Genomic DNA, 23,487 nt, shown 5'->3' with positions numbered 1-23,487 from the left:
GAAGTAGCCAGACAAACCAAAGTACAGCATATTATTCCGCCTTTGCATTAGCGGTGGCGATGAAGAAGTTAAAGAAGAAACTTTGTAGCTAATGGCGAAGCGGTGGCATTTTGTTACTTTTTTGCTAAAGAAAAAGTAATAGGCCTCCACGGCAATGAGTGGCATAAATATGATTGGAAAACAGATTTCCAAAACTATACTACAAATTAAGCAAGTGTTTCAAAACTCGGGGATTGCCACAGCCTTCCCATACCAAACCAGCCCTTCTGGCTTCGCAATGACAGGAAAATAGCGGGCGAAGTTCAAAGGTTCACCATTAAAGTAAGTCAGCATTCCAAACCACGGAGATTCCGAAATGAATTCAGAATGACAGAAAGGGAGGCGGGTTTGTCTTGCAAAGGATTGTATTCCAATTGGAATACATAGTTCATTTGATAGTAAAGGCGCTACAGATGCATCATCAAATCAATCCCTTCGACTCCGCTCAGGGTGACCCACAACCAACCAACCAACTAAAACCTATTCATCACTTCTATCACTCTTTCTATTTCTGAAGTTTGGTGAGCGAATGAAATGGGTAAGCTGAGGGTAGTTTGGTGTATTTCTTCGGCTATGGGGTAGGATTCTCTTTTGAATATATTTAAATATCCTTTTTGCTGGTGCGGAGGGATGGGATAATGAATCTCTGTTTTAATATCATGAGCTAATAAGTATTGCTTTAACTCGTCTCTTTTGGGGTGACGGATATTAAAGATATGATACACATCAAAATAATCTGGATGAACTTGTGGTAGGATAAAATCAGCTTTTAAATTTTCTAAATAGGATTGCGCTAATGTTCTTTTATGTTGGGTAATCTGGGCTAACTTTACCAGCTTTATAGATAGAAAACCTGCTTGTACTTCGTCTAAACGGGAATTAAAGCCAATGTAATCATTATGGTATTTTGCAGATGAGCCATAGTTTCTTAAGGCTTTAATCAGGTTACATAATGTCTCCTTATTGGTTGTCAATGCTCCGGCATCGCCTAAAGCACCTAAATTTTTGGTAGGATAAAAGCTAAAAGCGCCAAAATCACCAAAAGTACCTGCCATTTCGCCTTTAAAAGTAGCGCCATGAGCTTGGGCACAATCCTCAATCAATTTGAGATCATGTTGTTTACAAATTGCCGCTATTTTATCCATCTCCCCTACTTTCCCATATAAATGAGTCACCATGATGGCTTTTGTTTGATGATTAATCTTTTCGGAAATTCGCTCTGGATCGATATTGTAAGTGGCTAAATCAGGCTCTACCAATATGGGCTTGTGTCCGGCATTGATGATAGCCAATATGGTAGCGATATAGGTATTTGATGCAACAATTACTTCAGCATTTGGTAGAAAATTAAAGGCCTTTAAAGCCAGTACCAAAGCATCTAAACCCGACGCTAGTCCGATGCAATATTTGCTCCCGGTGTACTCCGCAAATTCTTGTTCAAATGCTTTCACATTGTCGCCAAGAATATACCACCCTGAGCTGAGGGTTTTATGAAAACTGTGGGTAAAATCTTCAAAAAAAGGTTCGTTTAACTTTCCTAAGTCTTCGTATTCGATCATGCCTTATAATTTTCAAAAATATAATCTTGCTCGTCGTAATATTCTGATGCCAGCACCATTAAAATTGCATCTGGCGTAAAATTAAACATCTGATGCCAATCTTTGGGATCTATGATTAAACATTTAGCCGGACTATCTAATTCGAAATTTTCTGTATTTTTTCCATCATTATTAGAGATAGTACAGCTTCCCTTAAGACAAATGGCTGCTTGAATAGTTTGATGATGACGGTGCCCTCCTCTGATAGAATCATCTACTCCGTAAATATAAAAAATACGCTTGATATCAAATGGGATTGCTTTTTCAATTACGGTTAGGTTTCCTCTTTTATCTGTAAATGTGGTAAGATTGAGTAAATGCGCCATTATTTATTTAATAGGATTGATTTTGCCCAAAATATAAATTTTAAATGGAAGTGTCAATTTGAATTGGATTTTTGTAAGGAGAGAGTCTAAAGTTTTAACCACGGAGGACGCAGAGGTGAACGCGGAGTTCGCATAGGTAAATCTCTATTCATAGAATAATAGTGTTTATTTGAAATGATTCTTTTAAGGAGAGGTTTTAAATTTTTAACCACGGAGGACGCGGAGTTCACAGAGCTGAATGTTTATCTATAAAATAAAAAGGCTTTTAAAAATGTAAGAAGCTTTAGAATTTTTTTCCTGTAAAAGGAGACAGTCTTTATAGTGTAAAACGTTGTCACTATATCGAATCTATTGCCACAATATAAGCGCTCCCTCTCCTTTGGAGAGGGTTGGGGTGAGGCTACCCATTTATTGCTTTCCAAAGCAAATCTTTCAAATCCATTAAGCCTTTGTTGGCTAAAGAGGATATGAATATGGATGGAATATCTTTAGGCAATTGCTTTTGAATTTCTCTTTGAAGTTCATCATCTAATAAATCAGTTTTGCTGATGGCGATGATTCTGGGTTTCTGCATCAACTCTGGGTTGAAGGCGGATAGTTCTGAAAGTAGAATTTCGTATTCTTCTTTGATGCTTCTGGAGGTATCTGCGGGTACCATAAATAGCAAAACCGCATTTCTTTCTATATGTCTTAAAAATCTAAATCCTAATCCTTTTCCTTCTGATGCCCCTTCTATGATTCCGGGAATATCAGCCATGATGAAAGACTGGTGACCACGGTAGGAAACAATTCCTAAATTTGGAACAATAGTGGTGAATGGGTAATCGCCAATTTCTGGTTTTGCAGCAGTAATTACCGAAAGTAAGGTAGATTTACCTGCATTTGGAAATCCTACTAAGCCCACATCTGCCAGTACTTTTAATTCCAGTACTTTCCATTCCTCTTTTCCTGGCAAGCCTGGTTGAGCGTATCTTGGTGTTTGATGGGTGGATGATTTAAAGTGAGAATTCCCTAAACCTCCTTTACCCCCGCTCAATAGTATTTGTTCTTCGCCGTCTTTGGTAATCTCAAAAAGAATTTCTCCAGTTTCGGCATCTTTTGCGATGGTTCCTAAAGGGACTTCTAAAATTTCATCACGCCCCATTTTTCCTGATTTCATGGTTGCTCCACCTGCACCACCTTCTCCGGCAAACACATGTTTCCTAAATTTAAGGTGTAACAATGTCCATAGCTGAGCATTTCCTTTCACAATCACATGACCACCTCTGGCACCATCTCCTCCAGCCGGACCTCCCATACTCGTTTTTTTATCACGATGCAGGTAGGCAGAACCAGGTCCTCCGTTTCCAGAACGACAAGATATTTTAACGTAATCAACGAAGTTTGATCCTTGAGACATGGTTTTATGATTTGAAGATTTGAAGATGGGTTGATTTGAAAATTATCAAATACTTACCCAAGAATTCACCAATTACAAAGACTAATGAACCATTATAAAATGAAGATATTTAACCTAGCTTTTCTACTACTTTGGCTATATTCTCAAAAATACCTTCTATAGAGCCAATTCCTTTTACGGTATAAAATTTATTTTGCGCTTGATAGTAATTGGCTACCTGAGCAGTTTTAGAAGTATATTCCTGAACTCTCTTTTTGATAATTTCTGGATTTTGATCGTCTGGTCTTCCCGATTCTTTACCTCTAGCTAACAATCGCTTTTCTAATTCCTCCTGATCTACTTCTAAGGCTATCATCCCAGAGATGGCAGATTGTTTAGAAACTAGCAACTGATCTAAAGCTTCTGCTTGAGCAACTGTTCTGGGGAAACCATCAAAAATAAACCCTTTGGCATCTTGATTTTGATCTAGTTTATTGGAAATCATTCCAATAACTACTTCATCAGGAACTAAAAGACCTTCGTCCATTAATTTTTTAGCCGCTAAGCCTAATGAGGTACCGCTGCTGATCTCGCCTCTTAATATATCACCGGTAGATAAATGTACCAATGCATATTTGTTGATCAAATTTTGAGATTGAGTGCCTTTACCAGCGCCTGGAGGGCCAAAGAGAACAATATTTAGCATATTACAATAAAAATTTAAAAAGCCTTTCTGCCTGTTGGCAAAAAGGCTTTACCTTAAATTGATTGTGGACCTGAAGGGAGTCCCTGCCTGCCGGCAGGCAGGGAACCCTGCATACCTGGCGTTTAGTGAACGCTTCGATATTCCATATTTTGTGGACCTGAAGGGAGTCGAACCCCTAACCTCCTGATCCGTAGTCAGGTGCTCTATCCAGTTAAGCTACAGGTCCAATAAATCATTAAGGAATTCTCTTCCTATTCCGCTTTTCAAATAAAGTTCTCGTTTTCTTGCGTCTAACTTTAATTCAAAAATTTCTTTGTAAACCAATTTCCATGGTTTGTATGCTTTTGTAGATTTATTAAATCCACTATTATGCTCTTTTAATCTTCTATCCAAATTAGAAGTAAAACCTACGTATCTGGTTTTCTTTACTTCACTTAATAAAACATAAACAACCCATTTGTCATTCATTGCTTCATTGTGTTAAGCCCTGCCTGCCGGCAGGCAGGTACAGGTCCGTTTCCCTTATTGGGATTGCAAAAGTAGGAATTTCATTCTACTTTGCAAAATGTTTTATCAAATTACACTAATGGTGTGGTAATAACTTGAAAAATACCCTTCGACTCCGCTCAGGGTGACAATAAATCGGCTTCGCTCAGGGTGACATACTGCTACAATCAAAATTATCACTCTTGTCAGGCTGAGCGGAGTCGAAGCCCTTTAATTGATGACCCTTCGACTTCGCTCAGGGTGACAATAATTCGACTCCGCTCAGGGTGACAATAAATCGACTCCGCTCAGGGTGACATAATAAGAATAAAATCTAATCGGGGCTGTCAGGCTGAGCGGAGTCGAAGCCCTTATTTTCAAAATGACTAGCATTTCTACAAACCGACAATTCTTTTAACTTTTCCCAATTATCAGCAATGATTGCTTCTTTCTTTTTCCTAGTCCATCCCTTCACTTGCTTTTCAAACATGATTGCTTGATTGATATCTAAAAAGTATTCACAAAATACCAGAGAAACTGGTCTTTTATTGTAAGTGTAAGATTTTATATCCTCCCCAATTTGATGCTCTTCAAATCTTCTCTCTATGTTATTTGTGACTCCTGTATAATACGAGTTGTCATTACATTTTAGGATATAGACGTAATAATACTTCATAATTAAGTGTTATACCCTTCGACTCCACTCAGGGTGACAATAAATCGGCTACGCTCAGGGTACTAGTAATAACAGTCTAATCGGTCTTGTCGGGCTGAGCGGAGTCGAAGCCCTTGCATGATGACCCTTCGACTCCGCTCAGGGTGACACCCTACTGATAATTACAAACTTTGAATTATTTCACTAACTCATCAATAGCTTTAAAATCTGGAAGATCACCGGCAGATTCTAATACTTCGGCATAAATCACTTCTTGATTTTCGTCTAATACGAATGCTGCTCTTTTAGAAACTCCTTTTAAGTTGAAAACAAACTCGTCATAAAAAGCACCAAAAGCCTGAGAAACCTCTTTGTTAAAGTCTGACAATAGAGGAAATTGGTATTGATTTTCTTCTTTAAACTTAGCCAAGGTAAAAGGAGAGTCTACTGAAATTCCTAAAACTTGAGCGCCTAAACCTTCGTAAAAACTAAAATTATCTCGCATAGTACATAATTGGGTGGTACATACGCCAGTAAATGCCATCGGGAAGAAATGAATAATTACTTTGTTCCCTTTGAAGTCTGATAAATTCACTTCTTTTAATTCTGAACTGAATAAAGTAAAATCAGTTGCTTTGTCTCCAATTTTTATTGCCATTTTTTTAAGTTTGATTGAATAGTTAAATGATTAATTAATTTCTTAACGCCTAAACCTTTAATTGGTTTTTCTGGCACTAATTTGTTGATCCATTATTTTTAGTCCTTCTAAAAAAGAATGAGGCTGATAACCTAATTCATTGATGGATTTATCTAGGATGAATCCCGTTTTTACAGGTCTTTTTGCGGTTTGATCAAGAGAAGCGGTGCTTATACTTTGTATTAAAGATTTATCTAATTGATAAAAATCGGCAACTTGCTCTACCAGCTCCACAATGCTCATCATGTCTTTACCTGATGCATTATATATTCCTTGTGCTCCTTTGGCTGCGGCCAATAAGCAAATCTCAGCTAAATCTTCTGCTAAAGTTGGCATCCTCCATTGATCGTCTACCACATTTATTGGCGCACCTTTCTCTAATGCTCCTTTTGCCCATAGTACAATATTACTTCTGCTCATATCATTCACAATTCCATAAACAATAATGGTTCTTAAGATGGTCCAGTGAATGTTTGATTCCTCGAGTAGTTTTTCTGCTGCTAGTTTAGATTCTCCATAATAAGACAATGGGTTAGGTTCTGCATCCTCCAAATACGGTCCATCTGCACCATCAAAAATAAAATCAGTAGATAAATGAATCAATTGTATATGATGTGGAGCACAGGCTGCTATTAAATTCGCTACAGCTGTCACATTTAATTGCCAGCATAAGTCTTTCTCTATTTCGCAGGTATCAACATTAGTCATGGCAGCGGTATTGATCACCACATCAGGGAGATAAGTATTAATGACTTCCTCTACGCTTTCCCTATCGGCAATATCCATAGATGCATAGGTATAACCTTCTTTTGTGGTATATCTGTTTGCGCCTTTTGAAGTGGCTATTAACTCGAAATCATTTTGAGCCAATATTCGTTCTGTCAATTTCTGACCTAATAAACCATTACTCCCGGTAACCAGTATTTTTTTCATCGTGTCGAAATTAGTTTTTTATCTGCATAATTAAAAAAACCAGGGCGTTTAATTCCTATCGTGATACATAGTGATTAATAAGAGTTGATTTGGCATTTTAATCTGGATTTCCTAAAGGAAGATTTTTAGGCTTTTGCACCGTTTTTTCTGGTAGGAAGATTTATCAACTCTCTTGCCACTTTATGAGAGCGTTAACGAATCTAAAAAATTAGATGATCTTAATAACGGATAATCCGAGGATTATCCCTACTTAAAAACAAAAATATCATCCTATATTGTTAGGATTGTCAAAAGATCTTAATAACGGATAATCCGAGGATTATCCCTTGAAAACAAAAATATCATCCTCTGATATTAGTATCGGCAATAGCCAGATCCTTTCAATTTTATAAAAATGTAAAGATTTGTCAACTCTCTTGCCGCTTTATAAGAGAGTTGACAAATCTAAAATTAAGGTCTTTTTAATTAAACCTTAAAAAAGTATAATTACCTAAACTAACCGTAGGAAGCGTAGATCCGTATTTAGCGTTAATTACCTTAATAAATTCATTAGCAACTACTGCATAGCCCATTGGCGTAAGATGCACTCCGTCTAAAGAAAAAACTTTACCACTGATGTAAGCAGAATTTAATGTAGTTCCGTCATATTGGATACCGCTTCCCTTTAAAGTATTTAAAAAAGTATAAGCATCAAATACAGCCAAACCTTTTGCTTCGGCAACAGATTTAATGGTTGCGTTGTAACTATTCACAAAATCCTGTGCATTAGCTACCTCTGCTTTATCTAATATATATTTACTTTCTATTGGATTGTTTGGATGTAAACCATATGGAAAAGGTGCTCCCGGACCAGTGGACGACCCTAATAAAGAAGTAGAGAAGGTTAGATTCACTAAATCTTCTGATGTTGCTACTCTTGCGCCTGTAGAAGTTTCAATATAAATGGCTGTAACCGCTGGATTAACCTTTTTTACGCCTGCCAACAAAGCCACTACTGTTACTGTATTTAAAAATGGAATAGCCGAAACATCAGGAATGGTAGCTACTGCACCTTTAGCTCCTGTAGCAGTCAACTTGGCAATTAAGGCTGTATACAAAGCAGTAAAATCTGCTTTCGGAGTAAGTACATCTCCTACACCGCCTGAGGTTGCATAACCTAGAGCATCATTATTTCCTAACCAATTGGTAAAGAAAGTAAATGGCTTTTCGGTTGCAAAATCTAAATAAGTTTTAGTGTTGGTACCCGCATTACCAGGAAGTAGGCGTTCATAAAAACCATTCAAATTACCGTAAGGTGCAAAAGTGATTTGCTGAAGCTTGATGCCGGGTACACCATAATTGTTAAGCTCTCCTACATATTTGGTGTACAGTGTTACATTACCAAATCCAGGAATAGCGACTTGACCACGTACTCCTAAGTTGGTAGTTACCGGAATCAAATTTGGGGTTCCTGCTGTGGTGAGGCCACCATATTTTAAATATCCTGACCCATTAGCTTGAGTAGTGCTAAAAAGAGGCTGAGTAAACTCTCCTCCACCCGCGAGTTTCATTTGTTGTGCAATAATACTTGGAAAAGAATTGAGCTGACCCGCGAGGAAAAGGCCTCCATCTGCATAACCTGCGGTTAAGGAATTACCTAAGGAAATGTATCTGGAAAAATCTGCAGTTCCTTGGGTTGGCGTAACCGCAATCGCTGTTTCCTCTTTATCATTACATGCGGTGGCGACCAAAATCAAAGCCGCAAACATCCATTTAGAAATGTATTTAAAATTCATTTTGTTGTTATTTAAGTATAATTAGGTTTAGAGCGAAAGAGATTCCGCTTTTAATATGCAAGCATAGCAAATATTCTAATTCAATCCAATTATTTTGAAGGAATTTTTTTTCAATTGTAAAATATTTTCTCACCTTCTTCTACAGGATGAAGAAAACCAGCCTCATTGCTATTTAAAACCATATTAATTTTAATTAAACAGTAATTTGTCTGTCCTGCGAAAGCGCATTAAATAGCCTGATTATAAGGCTCAATTTAAGTTTAAAACAAAATTCTAATCCCACTTTTAGAACTTTAGTAAACAATTAAAACATTTTGCAGACATATATTTGTAATTTGACGAATAAACAGTAATTTTGCCCACTCAAAAATTCAATTGATAAAGATTTATATCTCATTGATAAATAATTAAATTTCGATATGCCAAACATTGGAAAAATAGCGCAAATCATTGGTCCGGTTATAGATGTGAGCTTCTCTGCAAAAGACGCGAAACTTCCTAAAATTTTTGATGCATTAGTCATCACTAAAGAAAACGGACAAAGGATTGTATTAGAAGTTCAACAACACTTAGGTGAAGACAGGGTAAGAGCTGTAGCCATGGATTCTACTGACGGATTAGTTAGAGGAATGGATGTGGTTGATAGTGGAGCCCCTATCAAAATGCCTATTGGTGAATCTATTAAAGGACGTGTATTTAACGTAGTTGGCGAAGCTATTGATGGTATTGAAAATATTGACAGCACCAACGGTAAATCTATCCACAACTTACCTCCAAGATTTGAAGATCTTTCTACAGAGAATGAAATTTTATTTACTGGAATTAAAGTAATTGACCTTTTAGAGCCATATGCAAAAGGTGGTAAAATTGGTTTATTTGGTGGAGCGGGAGTAGGTAAAACAGTACTTATTCAAGAATTGATTAACAACATAGCGAAAGCTTATGATGGTTTATCTGTTTTTGCAGGTGTTGGAGAGCGTACCCGTGAAGGAAACGATTTATTAAGAGAAATGATTGAAGCTGGTATTATTAAATACGGCGATGCCTTTAAACATTCTATGGAAGAAGGTGGATGGGATCTTTCTAAAATTGATAAAGAAGCACTTAAAGATTCAAAAGCAACTTTCGTTTTTGGTCAAATGAATGAGCCTCCTGGTGCTAGAGCTCGTGTAGCTTTATCAGGATTAACCATTGCAGAATATTACAGAGATGGTGAAGCTGATGGTCAGGGAAAAGATATTCTTTTCTTTATTGATAACATTTTCCGTTTCACTCAAGCGGGTTCAGAAGTTTCGGCTTTATTAGGTCGTATGCCATCTGCAGTAGGTTACCAACCAACATTGGCCACTGAAATGGGTACCATGCAAGAACGTATTACTTCTACTAAAAGAGGATCTATTACTTCTGTACAAGCGGTTTATGTGCCTGCAGATGATTTAACCGATCCAGCTCCGGCAACAACATTTGCCCACTTAGATGCAACAACGGTATTATCTCGTAAAATTGCCGAGTTAGGTATTTATCCTGCGGTTGATCCACTAGATTCTACTTCAAGAATATTAACGCCTACAGTAGTTGGTGATGAGCATTATACTTGTGCACAAAATGTGAAAGAAATTTTACAACGTTACAAAGAGCTTCAAGATATTATTGCCATTTTAGGAATGGACGAGCTTTCTGAAGAAGATAAATTAACAGTAGCAAGAGCAAGAAGAGTGCAACGTTTCTTATCTCAACCTTTCCATGTGGCAGAGCAGTTTACGGGCTTAAAAGGGGTGTTGGTAGATATTAAAGATACCATCAAAGGTTTCAATATGATTATGAACGGCGAAGTTGACGAATATCCAGAAGGATCTTTCAACTTAGTTGGAAATATTGAAGAAGCGATAGAAAAAGGTAAGAAAATATTGGCTGAAGCAAACGCCTAATTAAGAATCAAGTATTTAGTATCAAGTATCGAGATAAATCGACCAACTTGATACTTGATACTTACGACTAGATACTAAAGCATGAACTTAGAAATATTAACTCCAGATAAAAAAATATTTGAAGGCGAAGTAACTTCGGTTACTGTACCTGGTGCGCTGGGATCTTTTGAAATATTAAACAACCACGCTCCTATTATTTCTATTTTAGAAAATGGAAAAGTAGTGGTAAGATCGGCTAATAAAGAACAAAAATTTTATACCAAAGGCGGTGTGGTAGAGGTAATTGATAATAAAGTGATTGTTTTAGCAGAAGGTATTACAGAAAAATAAGTTTTTCAAAATAATTTAAAAACCAGCAGACATCTGCTGGTTTTTTTATGCCCTAAAATGTTTTAAACATTTAAAACATTTTAGATGATAGGTGATTTTAGGCAGAATTTAACTCTGCTTCCTCTAACTCACCTCGACTATACCGAATACCGATTCGTTGTTTGGTACAAATAATTGGAAATTAAAGCCCAATCAAAGGGTCTGACCCCAAATTTAAATTCTGTTAATCTTCTCAAATTGAAATTAAATTTTTTTTTCAGCTTCTTTAAATTAAGTATTGACAAAACGCAAAGCTTAACTTAACTTGAGATTATCAAATAAAATAAATTTTATCATTCAAACATGTTATTTCTTCTGATCAATCTCATTATAATTATTGATTTACTGATGACCAGTAAAAAGCAGAAGGCGTGTTTAATTTAAAAATAACCATTTAACAATAACGCCTTCCAAAACAGAAGGCTTTTTTTTTAACCAAATTATTCAAAAAACGGTCATGGACAGTTTTAAGGAACAAAGTATCATTTATAAAGACGGAAATTTTTTTCCTGCACAATCACTTGGAATGAGTTTCTCAAGTCAAACCATACATTATGGTTTTGGCGCATTTGAAGGCATAAGATCTTACCATACCGCAAACGGGATTAAGTTATTTAAAGCTAAAGAACATTTTGAGCGATTGAAATCTTCTTGCGAGCAAATTTTCTTACCCTTTAATTGGGACATTGATCAATTGGTAAAAGACACCTATAAATTATTAGAGGCAAATTCACTTAAAAACGCCTACATCAGACCATTGGTTTACACCGAAGGAAGTTTAACAATGGGCAATCCAGCAACGGTTCACTTGGTAATTACCGCCTGGACTTTTGATACCTATTACGGAGAAGGTTTATTAAAAACTTGCATATCTTCTTACGAAAAAGCTAATCCACTTTCTGCCCCAGTTGCAGCTAAAATTACCGGAGGCTACCTCAATTCTATGCTGGCATTATCAGAAGCCAAAAGAAAAGGTTTTGATGAAGCCATACTCTTAGACATGTACGGTTATGTGGCTGAAACATCCTCAGCAAATATTTTTATTGAAAAAAACGGCAAACTTTATACGCCAACAAAAGGAAATATTATTCCGGGTATTACCAGAAGTATGGTATTACAAATTGCCAAACAATTAGAAATAGAAGTCGAAGAAAAAACCCTGACTGCAAATGATCTAAAAACTGCTGATGCTGCTTTTTTATGTGGTACTTCAGCAGAAATTTCGGGCATCCAATCTGTAGATGATGTTGTTTTTCCTATATCATTTTCAGAAAGTTTTGGCTCTACCATTCAAAGGGTTTATAAAAACATTGTTTTAGATAAGTTAAGTTTCGAAGTCATCATATAAATGGAGTTAAATAAATACAGTAAAACAATTACTCAAGATGTTACCCAACCTGCTTCGCAGGCCATGTTATATGGAATTGGTTTAACAAAAGAAGATCTCGCTAAAGCACAAGTAGGTATTGTGAGCATGGGTTACGATGGAAACACTTGTAACATGCACTTAAATGATTTAGCTGCAATTGTTAAAAAAGGAGTCTGGAATCAAAATTTAGTAGGCTTAATGTTTCATACCATTGGTATTTCTGATGGCATTACCAACGGAACAGAAGGCATGCGTTATTCTTTGGTTTCGAGAGATTTAATTGCCGATTCTATTGAAACTGTTTGCGGCGGTCATTATTATGATAGTTTAATTGCCCTACCGGGATGTGATAAAAATATGCCGGGAGCCATTATGGCGATGGGCAGATTGAACCGCCCAGCCATTATGGTTTATGGTGGAAGTATTCATTCTGGAAATTACAAAGGTCAATCTTTAAATATTGTATCTGCTTTTGAAGCCTTAGGTCAGAAAATGGCAGGGACTATTAATGATGAAGATTTTGAAGGTGTGGTTCAACATTCTTGTCCGGGTGCGGGTGCCTGCGGAGGAATGTACACTGCAAACACCATGTCGTCTGCCATTGAGGCTTTAGGTATGAGTTTACCTTACAGCTCTTCTAATCCGGCTTTAAGCCAGGAGAAAAAAGACGAGTGTTTGGAAGCAGGAAAATATATCAGAATACTGCTTGAAAAAGATATCAAGCCTAAAGATATCATGACCCGTAAAGCATTTCATAATGCCATGGTCGTGATTATGGTTTTAGGGGGTTCAACCAATGCGGTATTGCACATGATTGCGATGGCAAAATCTGTTGGCGTTAATTTAACGATGAATGATTTTCAGGAGATTAGTGATAAAACGCCTGTGATTGCCGATTTAAAACCTAGCGGCAAATACATGATGGAGGATGTTCACGATTTAGGCGGTACTCCAGCTTTACTGAAATATCTTCTTAAAAAAGGATTGATTTATGGAGATTGCTTAACCGTAACCGGAAAAACAATTGCTGAAAATGCTGCAGAAGCTAAAGATCTTGATTTCGACAATCAGAAAGTGATTTTCCCATTAGAAAACCCAATTAAAGCAACCGGGCATTTACAAATGCTTTACGGAAATATTGCCCAACAAGGTAGTGTAGCCAAAATATCAGGAAAAGAAGGCGAAAGCTTTACTGGCCCGGCCAGAGTTTTTAACGGTGAATTTGAATTAATTCACGGTATTTCTTCAGGAAAAGTAAAAGCAGGTGATGTAGTGGTGATCAGGTATGTTGGACCAAAAGGCGGACCAGGAATGTCGGAAATGCTAAAACCTACCTCTGCAATTTTTGGAGCAGGCTTAGGTTCATCAGTCGCTTTGATTACTGATGGTAGATTTTCTGGCGGAACACATGGTTTTGTGGTAGGACATATTGTACCTGAAGCTTTTGAAGGTGGAAATATCGCTTTGATTCAGGATAATGACATCATTGAGCTAGATGCTACCAAAAACTCCATCAATGTTTTATTAGCTGATGAAGTGCTTGCGGCTAGAAAAAAAGAATGGAAACAACCAGAACCTCCGGTAAAAAGCGGGGTATTGTATAAATATTTTAAATTAGTAAAGAATGCAACAGAAGGATGCGTTACTGACGAAGACTAACGAAACAACTGTAATGGTTGAAGAATTATCAGGTTCAGAAATTTTACTCAAAGGATTAATTGAAGAAGGCGTTGACACCATTTTTGGTTATCCGGGAGGTGCAATTATGCCTATATATGATGCTTTATATGATTATACTGATCATCTAAAACACATATTGGTGAGACATGAACAAGGCGCTACTCATGCTGCCCAAGGTTATGCCCGTTCATCCGGACGAGTTGGGGTAGTTTTTGCCACTAGCGGCCCAGGTGCAACCAATTTAATTACCGGAATTGCTGATGCGCAAATAGACAGTACGCCTATGGTTTGCATTACCGGGCAGGTGTTTGCACATCTTTTAGGGACTGATGCTTTTCAGGAAACTGATGTCATCAATATCACCACGCCAATTACCAAATGGAATTATCAGGTGACTGATGCTTCTGAAATTCCAGAAGTATTAGCCAAAGCATTTCATATTGCTAAAACTGGCAGACCAGGACCTGTTTTAATTGATATTACTAAAAATGCCCAAATTCAAAAAGTAGAATTTGAAGGCTATAAAAAGTGTGATCACATCAGAAGCTATCGCCCCTATCCTATTGTAAGAACTTCTTATGTGGAGCAGGCTGCTGCATTGATTAATCAAGCTAAAAAACCTTTCGTACTTTTTGGACAAGGTGTTTTGTTAGGCAATGCCGAAAAAGAATTTAAAGCTTTTGTAGAAAAAGCAGGAATTCCATCGGCATGGACCATTATGGGAGCCGGCGCAATAGCTACAGACCATCCTTTAAATGTAGGAATGTTAGGCATGCATGGTAACTACGGTCCAAATGTATTGACCAATGAATGCGATGTATTGATTGCGATAGGAATGCGTTTTGATGACCGGGTAACTGGACGATTAGATAAATACGCTAAACAAGCTAAAGTCATTCATTTAGATATTGATCCGGCTGAGATTGATAAAAATGTAAAAGCTACTGTACCCGTTTGGGGAGATTGTAAACAAACCCTTCCATTATTAACTGCTTTAGTAGAAGAAAAAAAGCATACAGAATGGTTATCAAAATTCAGGTCTTTTGATAAAATTGAAAATGAACAATTAATTCACCCAGAATTGAATCCCACTGAAGGGGAATTAACCATGGGCGAAGTGATTCATCAATTGAATCTTTTAACCAACGGAGATGCCATTATTGTAACAGATGTTGGCCAACACCAGATGATTGCTTGCCGATATGCCAAGTTTAACCATACCAGAAGTAACATTACCAGTGGCGGTTTAGGCACTATGGGGTTTGCATTACCAGCTGCAATAGGTGCTAAATTTGGTGCTCAAGATAAAACAGTTGTGGCGGTTATTGGCGATGGCGGTTTCCAAATGACCATTCAAGAATTAGGTACCATCATGCAAAGTGGCATTGACGTAAAAATCATGATCTTAAATAATCAGTTTTTAGGAATGGTTCGTCAATGGCAAGAATTGTTTAACGATAGAAGGTATTCTTTTGTAGATATCACCAGTCCTGATTTTGTTGCAGTTGCTAAAGGCTATTATATTGATGGGCAAAAAGTATCTGAAAGAGCAAATTTAGTTGATGCACTTAAAACCATGCTTAATTCAAAAGGATCTTACCTTTTAGAAGTCATGGTGACCAAAGAAAATAATGTTTTCCCTATGGTTCCACAGGGATGCAGTGTAAGTGAAATAAGGTTAAAATAATCCCCACCCCTCAATCCCCTAAAGGGGATGGTTAAAATTGGGACTTAACAAATTGATTTTAAAATGGAAGCAAATCAAGACAAGAAGGAATTTAACATCACAGTTTATACCGAAAACCAAGTTGGTTTATTAAACAGAATCGCTATTATTTTTAGCAGGAGAAAGCTTAACTTGGATAGTTTAAACACTTCCCCTTCTGAAGTAGAGAGCATTCATCGCTTTAATATCGTGTTAACAGAAACTGAAGATGTGATCAGAAAAGTAGCTCGACAATTAGAAAAACAAGTAGAAGTTTTAAAAGTGTATTTTAATGCTAACGAAGATATTATTTGGCAAGAATTAGCACTTTATAAAGTTCCTACTGAAATTATTGCCGAAAAAGTGAGTGTAGAAAGACTTTTAAGACAATACGGCGCAAGAGTGGTAGTGATTAGAAGTGATTATACTGTTTTTGAAACTACAGGGCACAGAGAAGAAACAGATGCTTTGGTAGAAGTACTGCAACAATATGGTTTAATTGAATTTGTAAGAAGTGCAAGAGTGGCCATTATTAAAGCAAGTGATGGTTTCCATGCAAAACTTAGAGAATTTGAGCGCTTAGAACCCGGTGAACATGCAGTAGAAAATGAATACTTAAACAAAGGAGAGAAAGTATTTACGATGTAGTTTTTGAGTAGGAAAGTCCGCAGACCGCTGTCCGCAGCAATTGCTGAACAAAACTCCATGTAAATTTTAACAATAAATCATTAATTAAACGAGAAATACTGCCGACTTCGGACTGCCGACTTCGGACTAAAAAAAGAAAAAAATGGCAAATTATTTCAACACGTTACCTCTTAGAGAAAAATTAAACCAATTAGGTGTTTGCGACTTTATGGACAGTTCTGAATTTTTGGACGGCGTAAATGCTTTAAAAGGCAAAAAACTAGTAATTGTAGGTTGTGGTGCTCAAGGCTTAAATCAAGGTTTAAATTTAAGAGATAGTGGTTTAGATGTAAGTTATACTTTACGTAAAGAAGCTATTGAAGGTAAAAGAGATTCTTGGAAAAATGCCACTGAAAACAATTTTACAGTAGGCACTTACGAAGAATTAATTCCAAATGCTGATGTGGTGATTAACCTTACTCCAGATAAACAGCATACTGCAGTAGTAAAATCTATTATGCCTTTAATGAAAGAAGGTGCTACTTTATCTTATTCTCATGGTTTCAATATTGTGGAAGAAGGCATGCAAATCCGTAAAGACCTTACGGTAATTATGGTGGCTCCAAAATGCCCAGGTAGTGAAGTTAGAGCAGAATATGTAAGAGGCTTTGGAGTACCTACATTAATTGCGGTTCACCCAGAGAATGATCCACAAGGAAAAGGATTGGCACAAGCAAAAGCATATGCAGTTGGTACTGGTGGCCATAGAGCAGGTGTTTTAAAATCATCTTTTGTTGCTGAAGTAAAATCAGATTTAATGGGAGAACAAACCATTCTTTGTGGTTTATTGCAAACAGGTTCTATCCTATCTTTTGATAAGATGGTTGAAAAAGGAATTGATGCTGGTTACGCTTCTAAGCTAGTTCAATACGGAGTTGAAGTCATTACCGAAGCCTTAAAACAAGGTGGTATTACAGCCATGATGGACAGATTGAGTAATCCTGCAAAAATCAAAGCCTTTGAGATTTCTGAAGAATTAAAAGACATTATGCGTCCATTATTCCAAAAACACCAGGATGATATTATGAGTGGCGAATTTAGCCGTATCATGATGGAAGATTGGGCTAATGGAGATCAAAACTTATTGGCTTGGAGAGCCGAAACTGGCGAAACTGCTTTTGAAAAAACTCCAGCTGGAGATGTTAAAATCAACGAGCAAGAATATTTTGACAACTATACTTTAATGGTGGCTTTTGTGAGAGCTGGTGTAGAATTGGCTTTTGAAACGATGGTGCAAGCTGGAATTAAACCAGAATCTGCTTATTACGAATCATTACACGAAACACCTTTAATTGCAAATACCATTGCTCGTAAAAAATTGTTCGAAATGAACCGCGTGATTTCTGATACTGCAGAATATGGTTGTTATTTGTTTGATCAAGCTTGCAAGCCTTTATTAGGCGATTTCATGAAGAAAGTGACTACTGATTTAGTAGGCAAAAACTTTAATGAAGGTAAAGATGCTGGTGTTGATAACAGAACTTTAATAGCAGTTAATGATGCTATCCGTACACACCAAGTTGAACAAGTTGGTGCGGTATTGAGAAAAGCGATGACAGCAATGAAAACTATTAAAACGGCATAAAAGAAGCCTCACCCCTAAATCCCATCTCCAAAAGAGAGGGGGCTGAATGGAAACAAAAAAAAATGAAAAATTTGAACAATGAGCAGAGCCATAATAACTCCCTCTCCTTTGGAGAGGGTTGGGGTGAGGCTTTTGTTTCTATTTCCACTTTAAACCTGAAATATCAACACAAACTGGTATTGAAGGATTTGCATTGGACAATTTTGAAAGGTGAAAATTGGTTGTTAAGCGGAATCAGCGGAAGCGGAAAAACTGCTTTAGCGAAGGCAATTGTGGGTTTACAAAGTGTGAGTGGAGAGGTGAAAATCAACTTTAATACAGAAAGCTTATTGCCCGCTAAAGCCTTATTTGTAGAAAGCTGGTACCAATTTAAGAATGTAGAAGGTGTTGCAAATTTCTATTACCAGCAGCGTTATACAAGTGTGCAGGCTAAAGAAACCTTGACTGTTAATGCTGAATTAATGAGCTATGGCAAGGAAAATAATTTGGCTTTCGCCGATGCTGAACCCATATTAAAAGCTTTAGGTTTTTCTGCTTTAAAAAATTCACAATTAATTGAATTATCAAGCGGCGAGCATAAAAAATTGCAATTGGTTAAAGCCTTATGGTTAAAGCCACAATTGTTAATTATAGATCAACCTTATACTGGTTTGGATGCGGCATCTCGTAAACACTTAAATGTTTTATTAGATGATGTTTCAGCGGAAGGTGTACAATTAATTTTGATTTGTAATGATGCAGAATTACCATTTTGTATCAATCGATTTGCTACAATCGAAGCAGGTGAACTAGTCGAGATGAATTCAAGAGAAATAGCATCGGCTTTGCCTGAAAAATATGAGAGAGAAATTCCTGATTTTTTAAAGGAATCTCCTGTTTATTCGTCGAATAACATAGTGAAAATGGTTGATGTAAATATCAGCTATGGCGAAAAGCAAGTTTTAAATAACATCAATTGGGAAGTGAAAGCTGGAGAAAAATGGCTTTTACAAGGTCCAAATGGGTCGGGAAAATCAACTTTATTAAGCTTGATTAATGGTGATCATCCGCAATCTTATGCCAACACGCTTTATCTATTTGGAAACAAAAGAGGAAGTGGCGAAAGCATTTGGGACATTAAACAACATATAGGTTTAATATCACCAGAGTTTCATTGGTATTTTGATGCTTCATCAACCGTTTGGGAAAGTATTGCATCAGGTTTTTATGATACGGTGGGTTTGTTTCAGCATTTACCTTTTTCAAAAAGTGCTCAGGTTGACGAATTGGTAGCTTATTTCGGTTTAACCGAAAACAAAAATGAATTATTGAGTGCGCTTCCTTTAGGTAAGCAACGCATGGTTTTATTGGCCAGAACCATTATCAAAAATCCAGAGCTGTTGATTTTGGATGAACCTTGCCAAGGTTTAGATCTGCAACAGACACAACATTTTAACCAATTGGTTGATGAATTATGCAGTAATGGAATGACCCTGATTTATGTTGGTCATTTTGAATCACTGCTACCAAATTGCTTAGAGAAAAGAATAGTATTAGAAAATGGCAAAGTAAAAGTCATCGAAAGAATATTAGAAAAGAATTCAATAATAGAAAAAGAAAATTATTCAACATTAGTTGAGCAATAATAAATGCATCCTGCGAAAGCGGACAATAAAAAATTAACATGTTACACGATCCTAATAGAATTTACATTTTCGATACCACGTTACGCGATGGCGAACAGGTGCCGGGCTGCCAATTGACTACTTCTGAAAAGATAGAGATTGCACTCCGCCTGGAAGCTTTAGGTGTGGATGTAATTGAAGCGGGATTTCCGGTATCTAGTCCGGGAGATTTTCAAAGTGTGGTGGAGCTTTCAAAAGCGATAACAGAGCCTATCATTTGCGCTTTAACCAGAGCAAATAAAAATGATATTGATGTGGCTGCGAAGTCTCTAAAATATGCAAAAAGACCACGTATCCATACCGGAATTGGCGCTTCGGATATGCACATTAAATACAAATTTAACAGTACACGTGAGGATATTTTACAACGTGGGGTTGATGCCGTTAAATATGCCAAAAAATTTGTTGAGGATATTGAATTTTACGCAGAAGATGCCGGAAGAGCAGATAATGCATTTTTAGCCCAAATGGTGGAAGCCGTAATTGCAGCGGGTGCAACAGTGGTAAATATCCCTGATACCAACGGTTATTGCTTACCCGACCAATATGGTTCGAAAATAAAATATTTGATGGATCATGTAAAAAACATAGATCAGGCCATTATTTCTGTACACTGCCATAATGATTTAGGTTTAGCTACCGCGAATACCATAGCAGGAATTCAGAATGGTGCCCGCCAAGCGGAATGTACCATTAATGGTATTGGTGAAAGAGCCGGAAATACTTCTTTAGAGGAAGTGGCTATGATTTTAAAAACACATCAGACTTTAAATAAATACAGCAAAATTAACAGTAAGCATTTTTACGAATTAAGCGGAATGGTGAGCCGAATGATGCGTATGCCGGTTCAAGCTAATAAAGCTATTGTAGGTAAAAATGCTTTTGCTCATAGTTCAGGAATTCATCAGGATGGCGTTTTAAAACATCGTGAAAACTATGAAATTATTAACCCCGAGGATGTTGGTATAGATCAATCGGCTATTATTTTAACTGCCAGAAGTGGCCGTCATGCCTTAAAACACCATTTAGAAAGATTAGGTTATGTGTTAGAAAAAATCAATTTAGATGATGTTTATGAGCGCTTTTTATTAGTCGCCGATCAAAAAAAAGAAATTAAGGATGATGATTTATTAGCCTTAATGAGTGATGGAACAGAACGCAATTACAAAGCTGGCGTAACGGTTAAATTATTACAGGTGATGTGTGGCGATCCACTAATTCCAACATCTATTATTAAGCTAGATATTAACGGTAAAATGCATGAGGCAACTTCATCTGGTAACGGACCTGTAGATGCAACTATTAAAGCCATTAATTCTATTTTAGATAAAGACATTTGCATTAAAGAATTCCATATTGATGCCATAGAAGGCGGAAGTGATGATGTGAGTAAAGTGAATATGCGTATTAAATATTTAGACAAAAACTATACGGGTTATGGTTTTAGTACAGATATAGTGCAAGCATCAGCAAATGCATATTTAGACGCTGTTAATAAATTTATATAAGTGTAACGAAATGGTCTGTGAAGATAACGAAATGGTCTGTGAGGACACAGACCATGGCATAATACGTCTGTGGACACAGATTACGGCACCGTAGGGATAATCCTCGGATTATCCTTCCTTTATTAACGTTGCACATCGCGTTAACGATAGCAGCGGATACCGGCCCTCGAGAATAAGGCCTGTGCAGTATGAGCGAATAGCGTGTTAAAACGCCCAAATAAAAAATAAAATGAGGATGAAACAAATAGATTGCTTCGTTCCTCGCAATGACATAAAAAATAAAAAAAATGAGCAATACATTATTTGACAAAGTGTGGGACAGCCACGTAGTCCGCAAAATTGAAGGTGGCCCTGATGTGCTTTTTATAGATCGTCATTTGATTCATGAGGTGACTAGTCCGGTTGCATTCTTGGGTTTAAAAAGCAGAGGAATTAAGGTTTTATATCCTGAGCGTACTTTTGCTACCGCAGATCATAATACTCCAACTATTAACCAACATTTACCAGTTGAAGATCCACTTTCGGCTAATCAGTTGAAAGCATTAGAATCTAACAGTAATGAATATGGTATTTCTCACTGGGGATTAGGTCATCAAAAAAATGGAATTGTACATGTGGTAGGTCCAGAATATGGCATTACGCAACCGGGCGCAACCATTGTTTGTGGCGATTCTCACACTTCTACTCATGGTGCTTTTGGAGCCATTGCTTTTGGTATTGGAACTTCAGAAGTGGAGATGGTTTTGGCTACGCAATGCATTATGCAGCCTAAGCCTAAGAAAATGAGAATCAATGTAACGGGTTCTTTAGGTTTTGGTGTAACGCCAAAAGATGTGGCTTTATTTATCATTTCTCAATTGACAACTTCTGGCGCTACAGGTTATTTTGTAGAATATGCTGGTGGTGTTTTTGAGCAAATGACTATGGAAGGCCGTATGACAGTTTGTAACCTGAGTATAGAAATGGGAGCCAGAGGCGGAATGATTGCCCCTGATGAAACCACCATTAACTATGTAAAAGGAAGAGAATTTAGCCCTAAAGGCGAGGCTTGGGATAAAGCTTTAGCTTACTATAAAACCTTAAAAACTGATGTTGATGCAGTTTTTGATAAGGAATACACTTTTGATGGTTCTAAAATTGAACCGATGATTACTTACGGAACCAACCCAGGTATGGGAATGGGAATTAGCCAGGATATTCCATCTGCTGATGCTGTTGAAGGTGGTGCAGCAACTTATGCTAAATCTTTAAATTATATGGGTTTTGGTGAAGGTGATGCAATGATTGGAAAAAGCATTGACTTTGTTTTTGTTGGAAGTTGTACCAATGGAAGAATTGAAGATTTTAGAGCATTTGCTTCTATCGTAAAAGGTCGCAAAAAGGCTGACAATGTTACCGCTTGGTTGGTACCAGGTTCTCATATTGTGGAAGCTGCTATCAAAGAAGAAGGTTTATTAGATATTTTCACCGAGGCTGGTTTTGTTTTACGTCAGCCAGGTTGTTCTGCTTGTTTAGCCATGAATGATGATAAAATTCCGGCTGGAAAATATGCAGTGAGTACTTCTAATAGAAATTTTGAAGGCAGACAAGGACCAGGTTCCAGAACATTATTAGCTAGTCCGTTGGTTGCAGCTGCTGCCGCGGTAACCGGTAAAGTAACAGATCCGAGAGAATTAATGATGGAGGAAGCTTAAAGCAGAAGGCGGAAAGCTTAAAGCAATAGCAAAGTGGCTAGCCATTTAGGCTTTCAGCCTTGAGCATTTAGCTTTAAGCAAATTAAAACATATTAAAAGACACAAAATGGCATACGATAAATTCGACATCATAAAAAGCACTGCAGTTCCTCTTCCGATAGAGAATGTAGATACAGACCAAATCATCCCAGCTCGTTTTCTTAAAGCAACAGAACGTGTGGGCTTTGGCGATAATTTATTTAGAGATTGGAGATACAATACAGATGGTAGCTTAAAGGCAGATTTTGTATTAAACAACCCAGTTTACAAAGGAAAAATTTTATTAGGAGGTATGAACTTTGGTTCGGGTTCTTCTAGAGAGCATGCCGCCTGGGCCATTTACGATTATGGCTTTAGAGCAGTAGTATCAAGTTTCTTTGCAGATATTTTTAGAGGTAATTGCCTAAATATCGGCGTTTTACCAGTACAAGTCAGTGCCGAATTCTTAGATAGAATTTTTGCAGCCGTACATGCAAATCCAGAAACAGAATTAGAGATCAATTTAAATGATCAAAGCATTACGTTGTTGTCTTCAGGCGAAAAAGAAAACTTTGACATCAGTTCTTATAAGAAAGATAACATGCTAAATGGCTTTGATGATATTGATTATTTACAAAACATTAAAACTGAAATTCAGGAATTTGCAACCCATCTTCCTTTATAAAT

At 37.1% G+C, this 23,487-nt stretch carries 20 protein-coding genes and 1 tRNA gene; 11 read left to right on the top strand and 10 right to left on the bottom strand.

From position 1 onward, the window contains the following. Window positions 1–512 precede the first annotated feature (512 nt). The 10 genes from FA046_RS05685 to FA046_RS05640 all read right to left on the bottom strand — a co-directional run bounded on the left by FA046_RS05685 (window position 513) and on the right by FA046_RS05640 (window position 8,593). The gene (locus FA046_RS05685) at window positions 513–1,598 is read right to left on the bottom strand and encodes a DegT/DnrJ/EryC1/StrS family aminotransferase (RefSeq protein ID WP_136825425.1); all 1,086 of its coding nucleotides are present in this window, start codon (window positions 1,596–1,598) and stop codon (window positions 513–515) included. After that, window positions 1,595–1,963, bottom strand: coding sequence for a sugar 3,4-ketoisomerase (locus tag FA046_RS05680; RefSeq protein WP_136825424.1), 369 nt, complete (start codon window positions 1,961–1,963; stop codon window positions 1,595–1,597). The genes FA046_RS05685 and FA046_RS05680 overlap by 4 nt, the downstream gene beginning before the upstream one ends. A gap of 400 nt (window positions 1,964–2,363) precedes the next feature. Next, complete coding sequence (obgE, locus tag FA046_RS05675) at window positions 2,364–3,362, bottom strand: GTPase ObgE (protein WP_136825423.1); 999 nt, start codon at window positions 3,360–3,362, stop codon at window positions 2,364–2,366. A gap of 109 nt (window positions 3,363–3,471) precedes the next feature. Further along, the gene (locus FA046_RS05670) at window positions 3,472–4,047 is read right to left on the bottom strand and encodes an adenylate kinase (RefSeq protein WP_136825422.1); all 576 of its coding nucleotides are present in this window, start codon (window positions 4,045–4,047) and stop codon (window positions 3,472–3,474) included. Window positions 4,048–4,199: 152 nt separating this feature from the next. Continuing rightward, a tRNA-Arg gene (locus tag FA046_RS05665) sits at window positions 4,200–4,273 on the bottom strand. Then, window positions 4,264–4,515 carry a GIY-YIG nuclease family protein gene (locus tag FA046_RS05660; protein ID WP_136825421.1) on the bottom strand — a complete coding sequence of 84 codons (252 nt, stop codon included), beginning with the start codon at window positions 4,513–4,515 and terminating at the stop codon, window positions 4,264–4,266. Before FA046_RS05660 ends, FA046_RS05665 begins: the two co-directional genes overlap by 10 nt. A gap of 352 nt (window positions 4,516–4,867) precedes the next feature. Continuing rightward, on the bottom strand, window positions 4,868–5,209 hold the full coding sequence (locus tag FA046_RS05655) for a GIY-YIG nuclease family protein (protein WP_136825420.1): 342 nt from the start codon (window positions 5,207–5,209) through the stop codon (window positions 4,868–4,870). A 175-nt stretch (window positions 5,210–5,384) separates the two neighbouring features. Further along, window positions 5,385–5,846: a redoxin domain-containing protein gene (locus FA046_RS05650; protein ID WP_136825419.1), complete on the bottom strand. Its 462-nt coding sequence runs from the start codon at window positions 5,844–5,846 to the stop codon at window positions 5,385–5,387. A gap of 57 nt (window positions 5,847–5,903) precedes the next feature. Next, window positions 5,904–6,818 (bottom strand): SDR family oxidoreductase, encoded by a 915-nt coding sequence (locus FA046_RS05645; RefSeq protein WP_136825418.1) that lies wholly within the window; start codon window positions 6,816–6,818, stop codon window positions 5,904–5,906. Window positions 6,819–7,279: 461 nt separating this feature from the next. Further along, window positions 7,280–8,593 (bottom strand): SGNH/GDSL hydrolase family protein, encoded by a 1,314-nt coding sequence (locus FA046_RS05640; RefSeq protein WP_136825417.1) that lies wholly within the window; start codon window positions 8,591–8,593, stop codon window positions 7,280–7,282. 419 nt (window positions 8,594–9,012) lie between these two features. Between FA046_RS05640 and atpD the strand changes: the two genes are divergently transcribed. From atpD to leuD, 11 genes are all read left to right on the top strand, one after another. After that, window positions 9,013–10,521: a F0F1 ATP synthase subunit beta gene (gene atpD / locus FA046_RS05635; RefSeq protein ID WP_136825416.1), complete on the top strand. Its 1,509-nt coding sequence runs from the start codon at window positions 9,013–9,015 to the stop codon at window positions 10,519–10,521. An 81-nt stretch (window positions 10,522–10,602) separates the two neighbouring features. Next, window positions 10,603–10,851 carry an ATP synthase F1 subunit epsilon gene (gene atpC, locus FA046_RS05630; protein WP_136825415.1) on the top strand — a complete coding sequence of 83 codons (249 nt, stop codon included), beginning with the start codon at window positions 10,603–10,605 and terminating at the stop codon, window positions 10,849–10,851. A 496-nt stretch (window positions 10,852–11,347) separates the two neighbouring features. Continuing rightward, entirely contained in the window at window positions 11,348–12,238 is an 891-nt protein-coding gene (locus FA046_RS05625) for an aminotransferase class IV (protein WP_136825414.1), read from the top strand. Continuing rightward, window positions 12,239–13,918 carry a dihydroxy-acid dehydratase gene (gene ilvD / locus FA046_RS05620; protein ID WP_136825413.1) on the top strand — a complete coding sequence of 560 codons (1,680 nt, stop codon included), beginning with the start codon at window positions 12,239–12,241 and terminating at the stop codon, window positions 13,916–13,918. Continuing rightward, window positions 13,884–15,626 (top strand): biosynthetic-type acetolactate synthase large subunit, encoded by a 1,743-nt coding sequence (ilvB, locus tag FA046_RS05615; RefSeq protein ID WP_136825412.1) that lies wholly within the window; start codon window positions 13,884–13,886, stop codon window positions 15,624–15,626. Before ilvD ends, ilvB begins: the two co-directional genes overlap by 35 nt. 63 nt (window positions 15,627–15,689) lie before the next feature. Further along, on the top strand, window positions 15,690–16,292 hold the full coding sequence (gene ilvN, locus FA046_RS05610) for an acetolactate synthase small subunit (protein ID WP_136825411.1): 603 nt from the start codon (window positions 15,690–15,692) through the stop codon (window positions 16,290–16,292). Between the two features lie 142 nt (window positions 16,293–16,434). Further along, the gene (gene ilvC, locus FA046_RS05605) at window positions 16,435–17,916 is read left to right on the top strand and encodes a ketol-acid reductoisomerase (protein ID WP_136825410.1); all 1,482 of its coding nucleotides are present in this window, start codon (window positions 16,435–16,437) and stop codon (window positions 17,914–17,916) included. Window positions 17,917–17,978: 62 nt separating this feature from the next. After that, window positions 17,979–19,541 (top strand): ATP-binding cassette domain-containing protein, encoded by a 1,563-nt coding sequence (locus tag FA046_RS05600; RefSeq protein WP_136825409.1) that lies wholly within the window; start codon window positions 17,979–17,981, stop codon window positions 19,539–19,541. Window positions 19,542–19,579: 38 nt separating this feature from the next. After that, the gene (locus tag FA046_RS05595) at window positions 19,580–21,088 is read left to right on the top strand and encodes a 2-isopropylmalate synthase (RefSeq protein WP_136825408.1); all 1,509 of its coding nucleotides are present in this window, start codon (window positions 19,580–19,582) and stop codon (window positions 21,086–21,088) included. 287 nt (window positions 21,089–21,375) lie between these two features. After that, a complete protein-coding gene (gene leuC, locus FA046_RS05590; protein ID WP_136825407.1) occupies window positions 21,376–22,782 on the top strand; it encodes a 3-isopropylmalate dehydratase large subunit in 1,407 nt (468 codons plus the stop codon). Window positions 22,783–22,888: 106 nt separating this feature from the next. Then, window positions 22,889–23,485, top strand: coding sequence for a 3-isopropylmalate dehydratase small subunit (gene leuD / locus FA046_RS05585; RefSeq protein WP_136825406.1), 597 nt, complete (start codon window positions 22,889–22,891; stop codon window positions 23,483–23,485). Window positions 23,486–23,487 lie beyond the last annotated feature (2 nt).

The sequence above is a fragment of the Pedobacter cryophilus genome (assembly GCF_005116455.1).
Taxonomy (GTDB): Bacteria; Bacteroidota; Bacteroidia; order Sphingobacteriales; family Sphingobacteriaceae; genus Pseudopedobacter; species Pseudopedobacter cryophilum.
The sequence above is the reverse complement of the archived record's forward strand: the minus strand, read 5'-3'. Positions and strand labels throughout refer to the sequence as shown.

Bases quoted from the DNA above. Each gene is read 5' to 3' on its own strand.
- leuC (WP_136825407.1), top strand. From the start codon at position 21,376: ATGAGCAATACATTATTTGACAAAGTGTGGGACAGCCACGTAGTCCGC.
- FA046_RS05680 (WP_136825424.1), bottom strand. From the start codon at position 1,963: ATGGCGCATTTACTCAATCTTACCACATTTACAGATAAAAGAGGAAAC.
- ilvD (WP_136825413.1), top strand. From the start codon at position 12,239: ATGGAGTTAAATAAATACAGTAAAACAATTACTCAAGATGTTACCCAA.
- FA046_RS05650 (WP_136825419.1), bottom strand. From the start codon at position 5,846: ATGGCAATAAAAATTGGAGACAAAGCAACTGATTTTACTTTATTCAGT.
- obgE (WP_136825423.1), bottom strand. From the start codon at position 3,362: ATGTCTCAAGGATCAAACTTCGTTGATTACGTTAAAATATCTTGTCGT.
- leuD (WP_136825406.1), top strand. From the start codon at position 22,889: ATGGCATACGATAAATTCGACATCATAAAAAGCACTGCAGTTCCTCTT.
- atpC (WP_136825415.1), top strand. From the start codon at position 10,603: ATGAACTTAGAAATATTAACTCCAGATAAAAAAATATTTGAAGGCGAA.
- FA046_RS05660 (WP_136825421.1), bottom strand. From the start codon at position 4,515: ATGAATGACAAATGGGTTGTTTATGTTTTATTAAGTGAAGTAAAGAAA.
- FA046_RS05655 (WP_136825420.1), bottom strand. From the start codon at position 5,209: ATGAAGTATTATTACGTCTATATCCTAAAATGTAATGACAACTCGTAT.
- FA046_RS05625 (WP_136825414.1), top strand. From the start codon at position 11,348: ATGGACAGTTTTAAGGAACAAAGTATCATTTATAAAGACGGAAATTTT.
- ilvC (WP_136825410.1), top strand. From the start codon at position 16,435: ATGGCAAATTATTTCAACACGTTACCTCTTAGAGAAAAATTAAACCAA.
- ilvB (WP_136825412.1), top strand. From the start codon at position 13,884: ATGCAACAGAAGGATGCGTTACTGACGAAGACTAACGAAACAACTGTA.
- FA046_RS05670 (WP_136825422.1), bottom strand. From the start codon at position 4,047: ATGCTAAATATTGTTCTCTTTGGCCCTCCAGGCGCTGGTAAAGGCACT.
- atpD (WP_136825416.1), top strand. From the start codon at position 9,013: ATGCCAAACATTGGAAAAATAGCGCAAATCATTGGTCCGGTTATAGAT.
- FA046_RS05640 (WP_136825417.1), bottom strand. From the start codon at position 8,593: ATGAATTTTAAATACATTTCTAAATGGATGTTTGCGGCTTTGATTTTG.
- FA046_RS05645 (WP_136825418.1), bottom strand. From the start codon at position 6,818: ATGAAAAAAATACTGGTTACCGGGAGTAATGGTTTATTAGGTCAGAAA.
- FA046_RS05595 (WP_136825408.1), top strand. From the start codon at position 19,580: ATGTTACACGATCCTAATAGAATTTACATTTTCGATACCACGTTACGC.
- FA046_RS05685 (WP_136825425.1), bottom strand. From the start codon at position 1,598: ATGATCGAATACGAAGACTTAGGAAAGTTAAACGAACCTTTTTTTGAA.
- ilvN (WP_136825411.1), top strand. From the start codon at position 15,690: ATGGAAGCAAATCAAGACAAGAAGGAATTTAACATCACAGTTTATACC.
- FA046_RS05600 (WP_136825409.1), top strand. From the start codon at position 17,979: ATGAAAAATTTGAACAATGAGCAGAGCCATAATAACTCCCTCTCCTTT.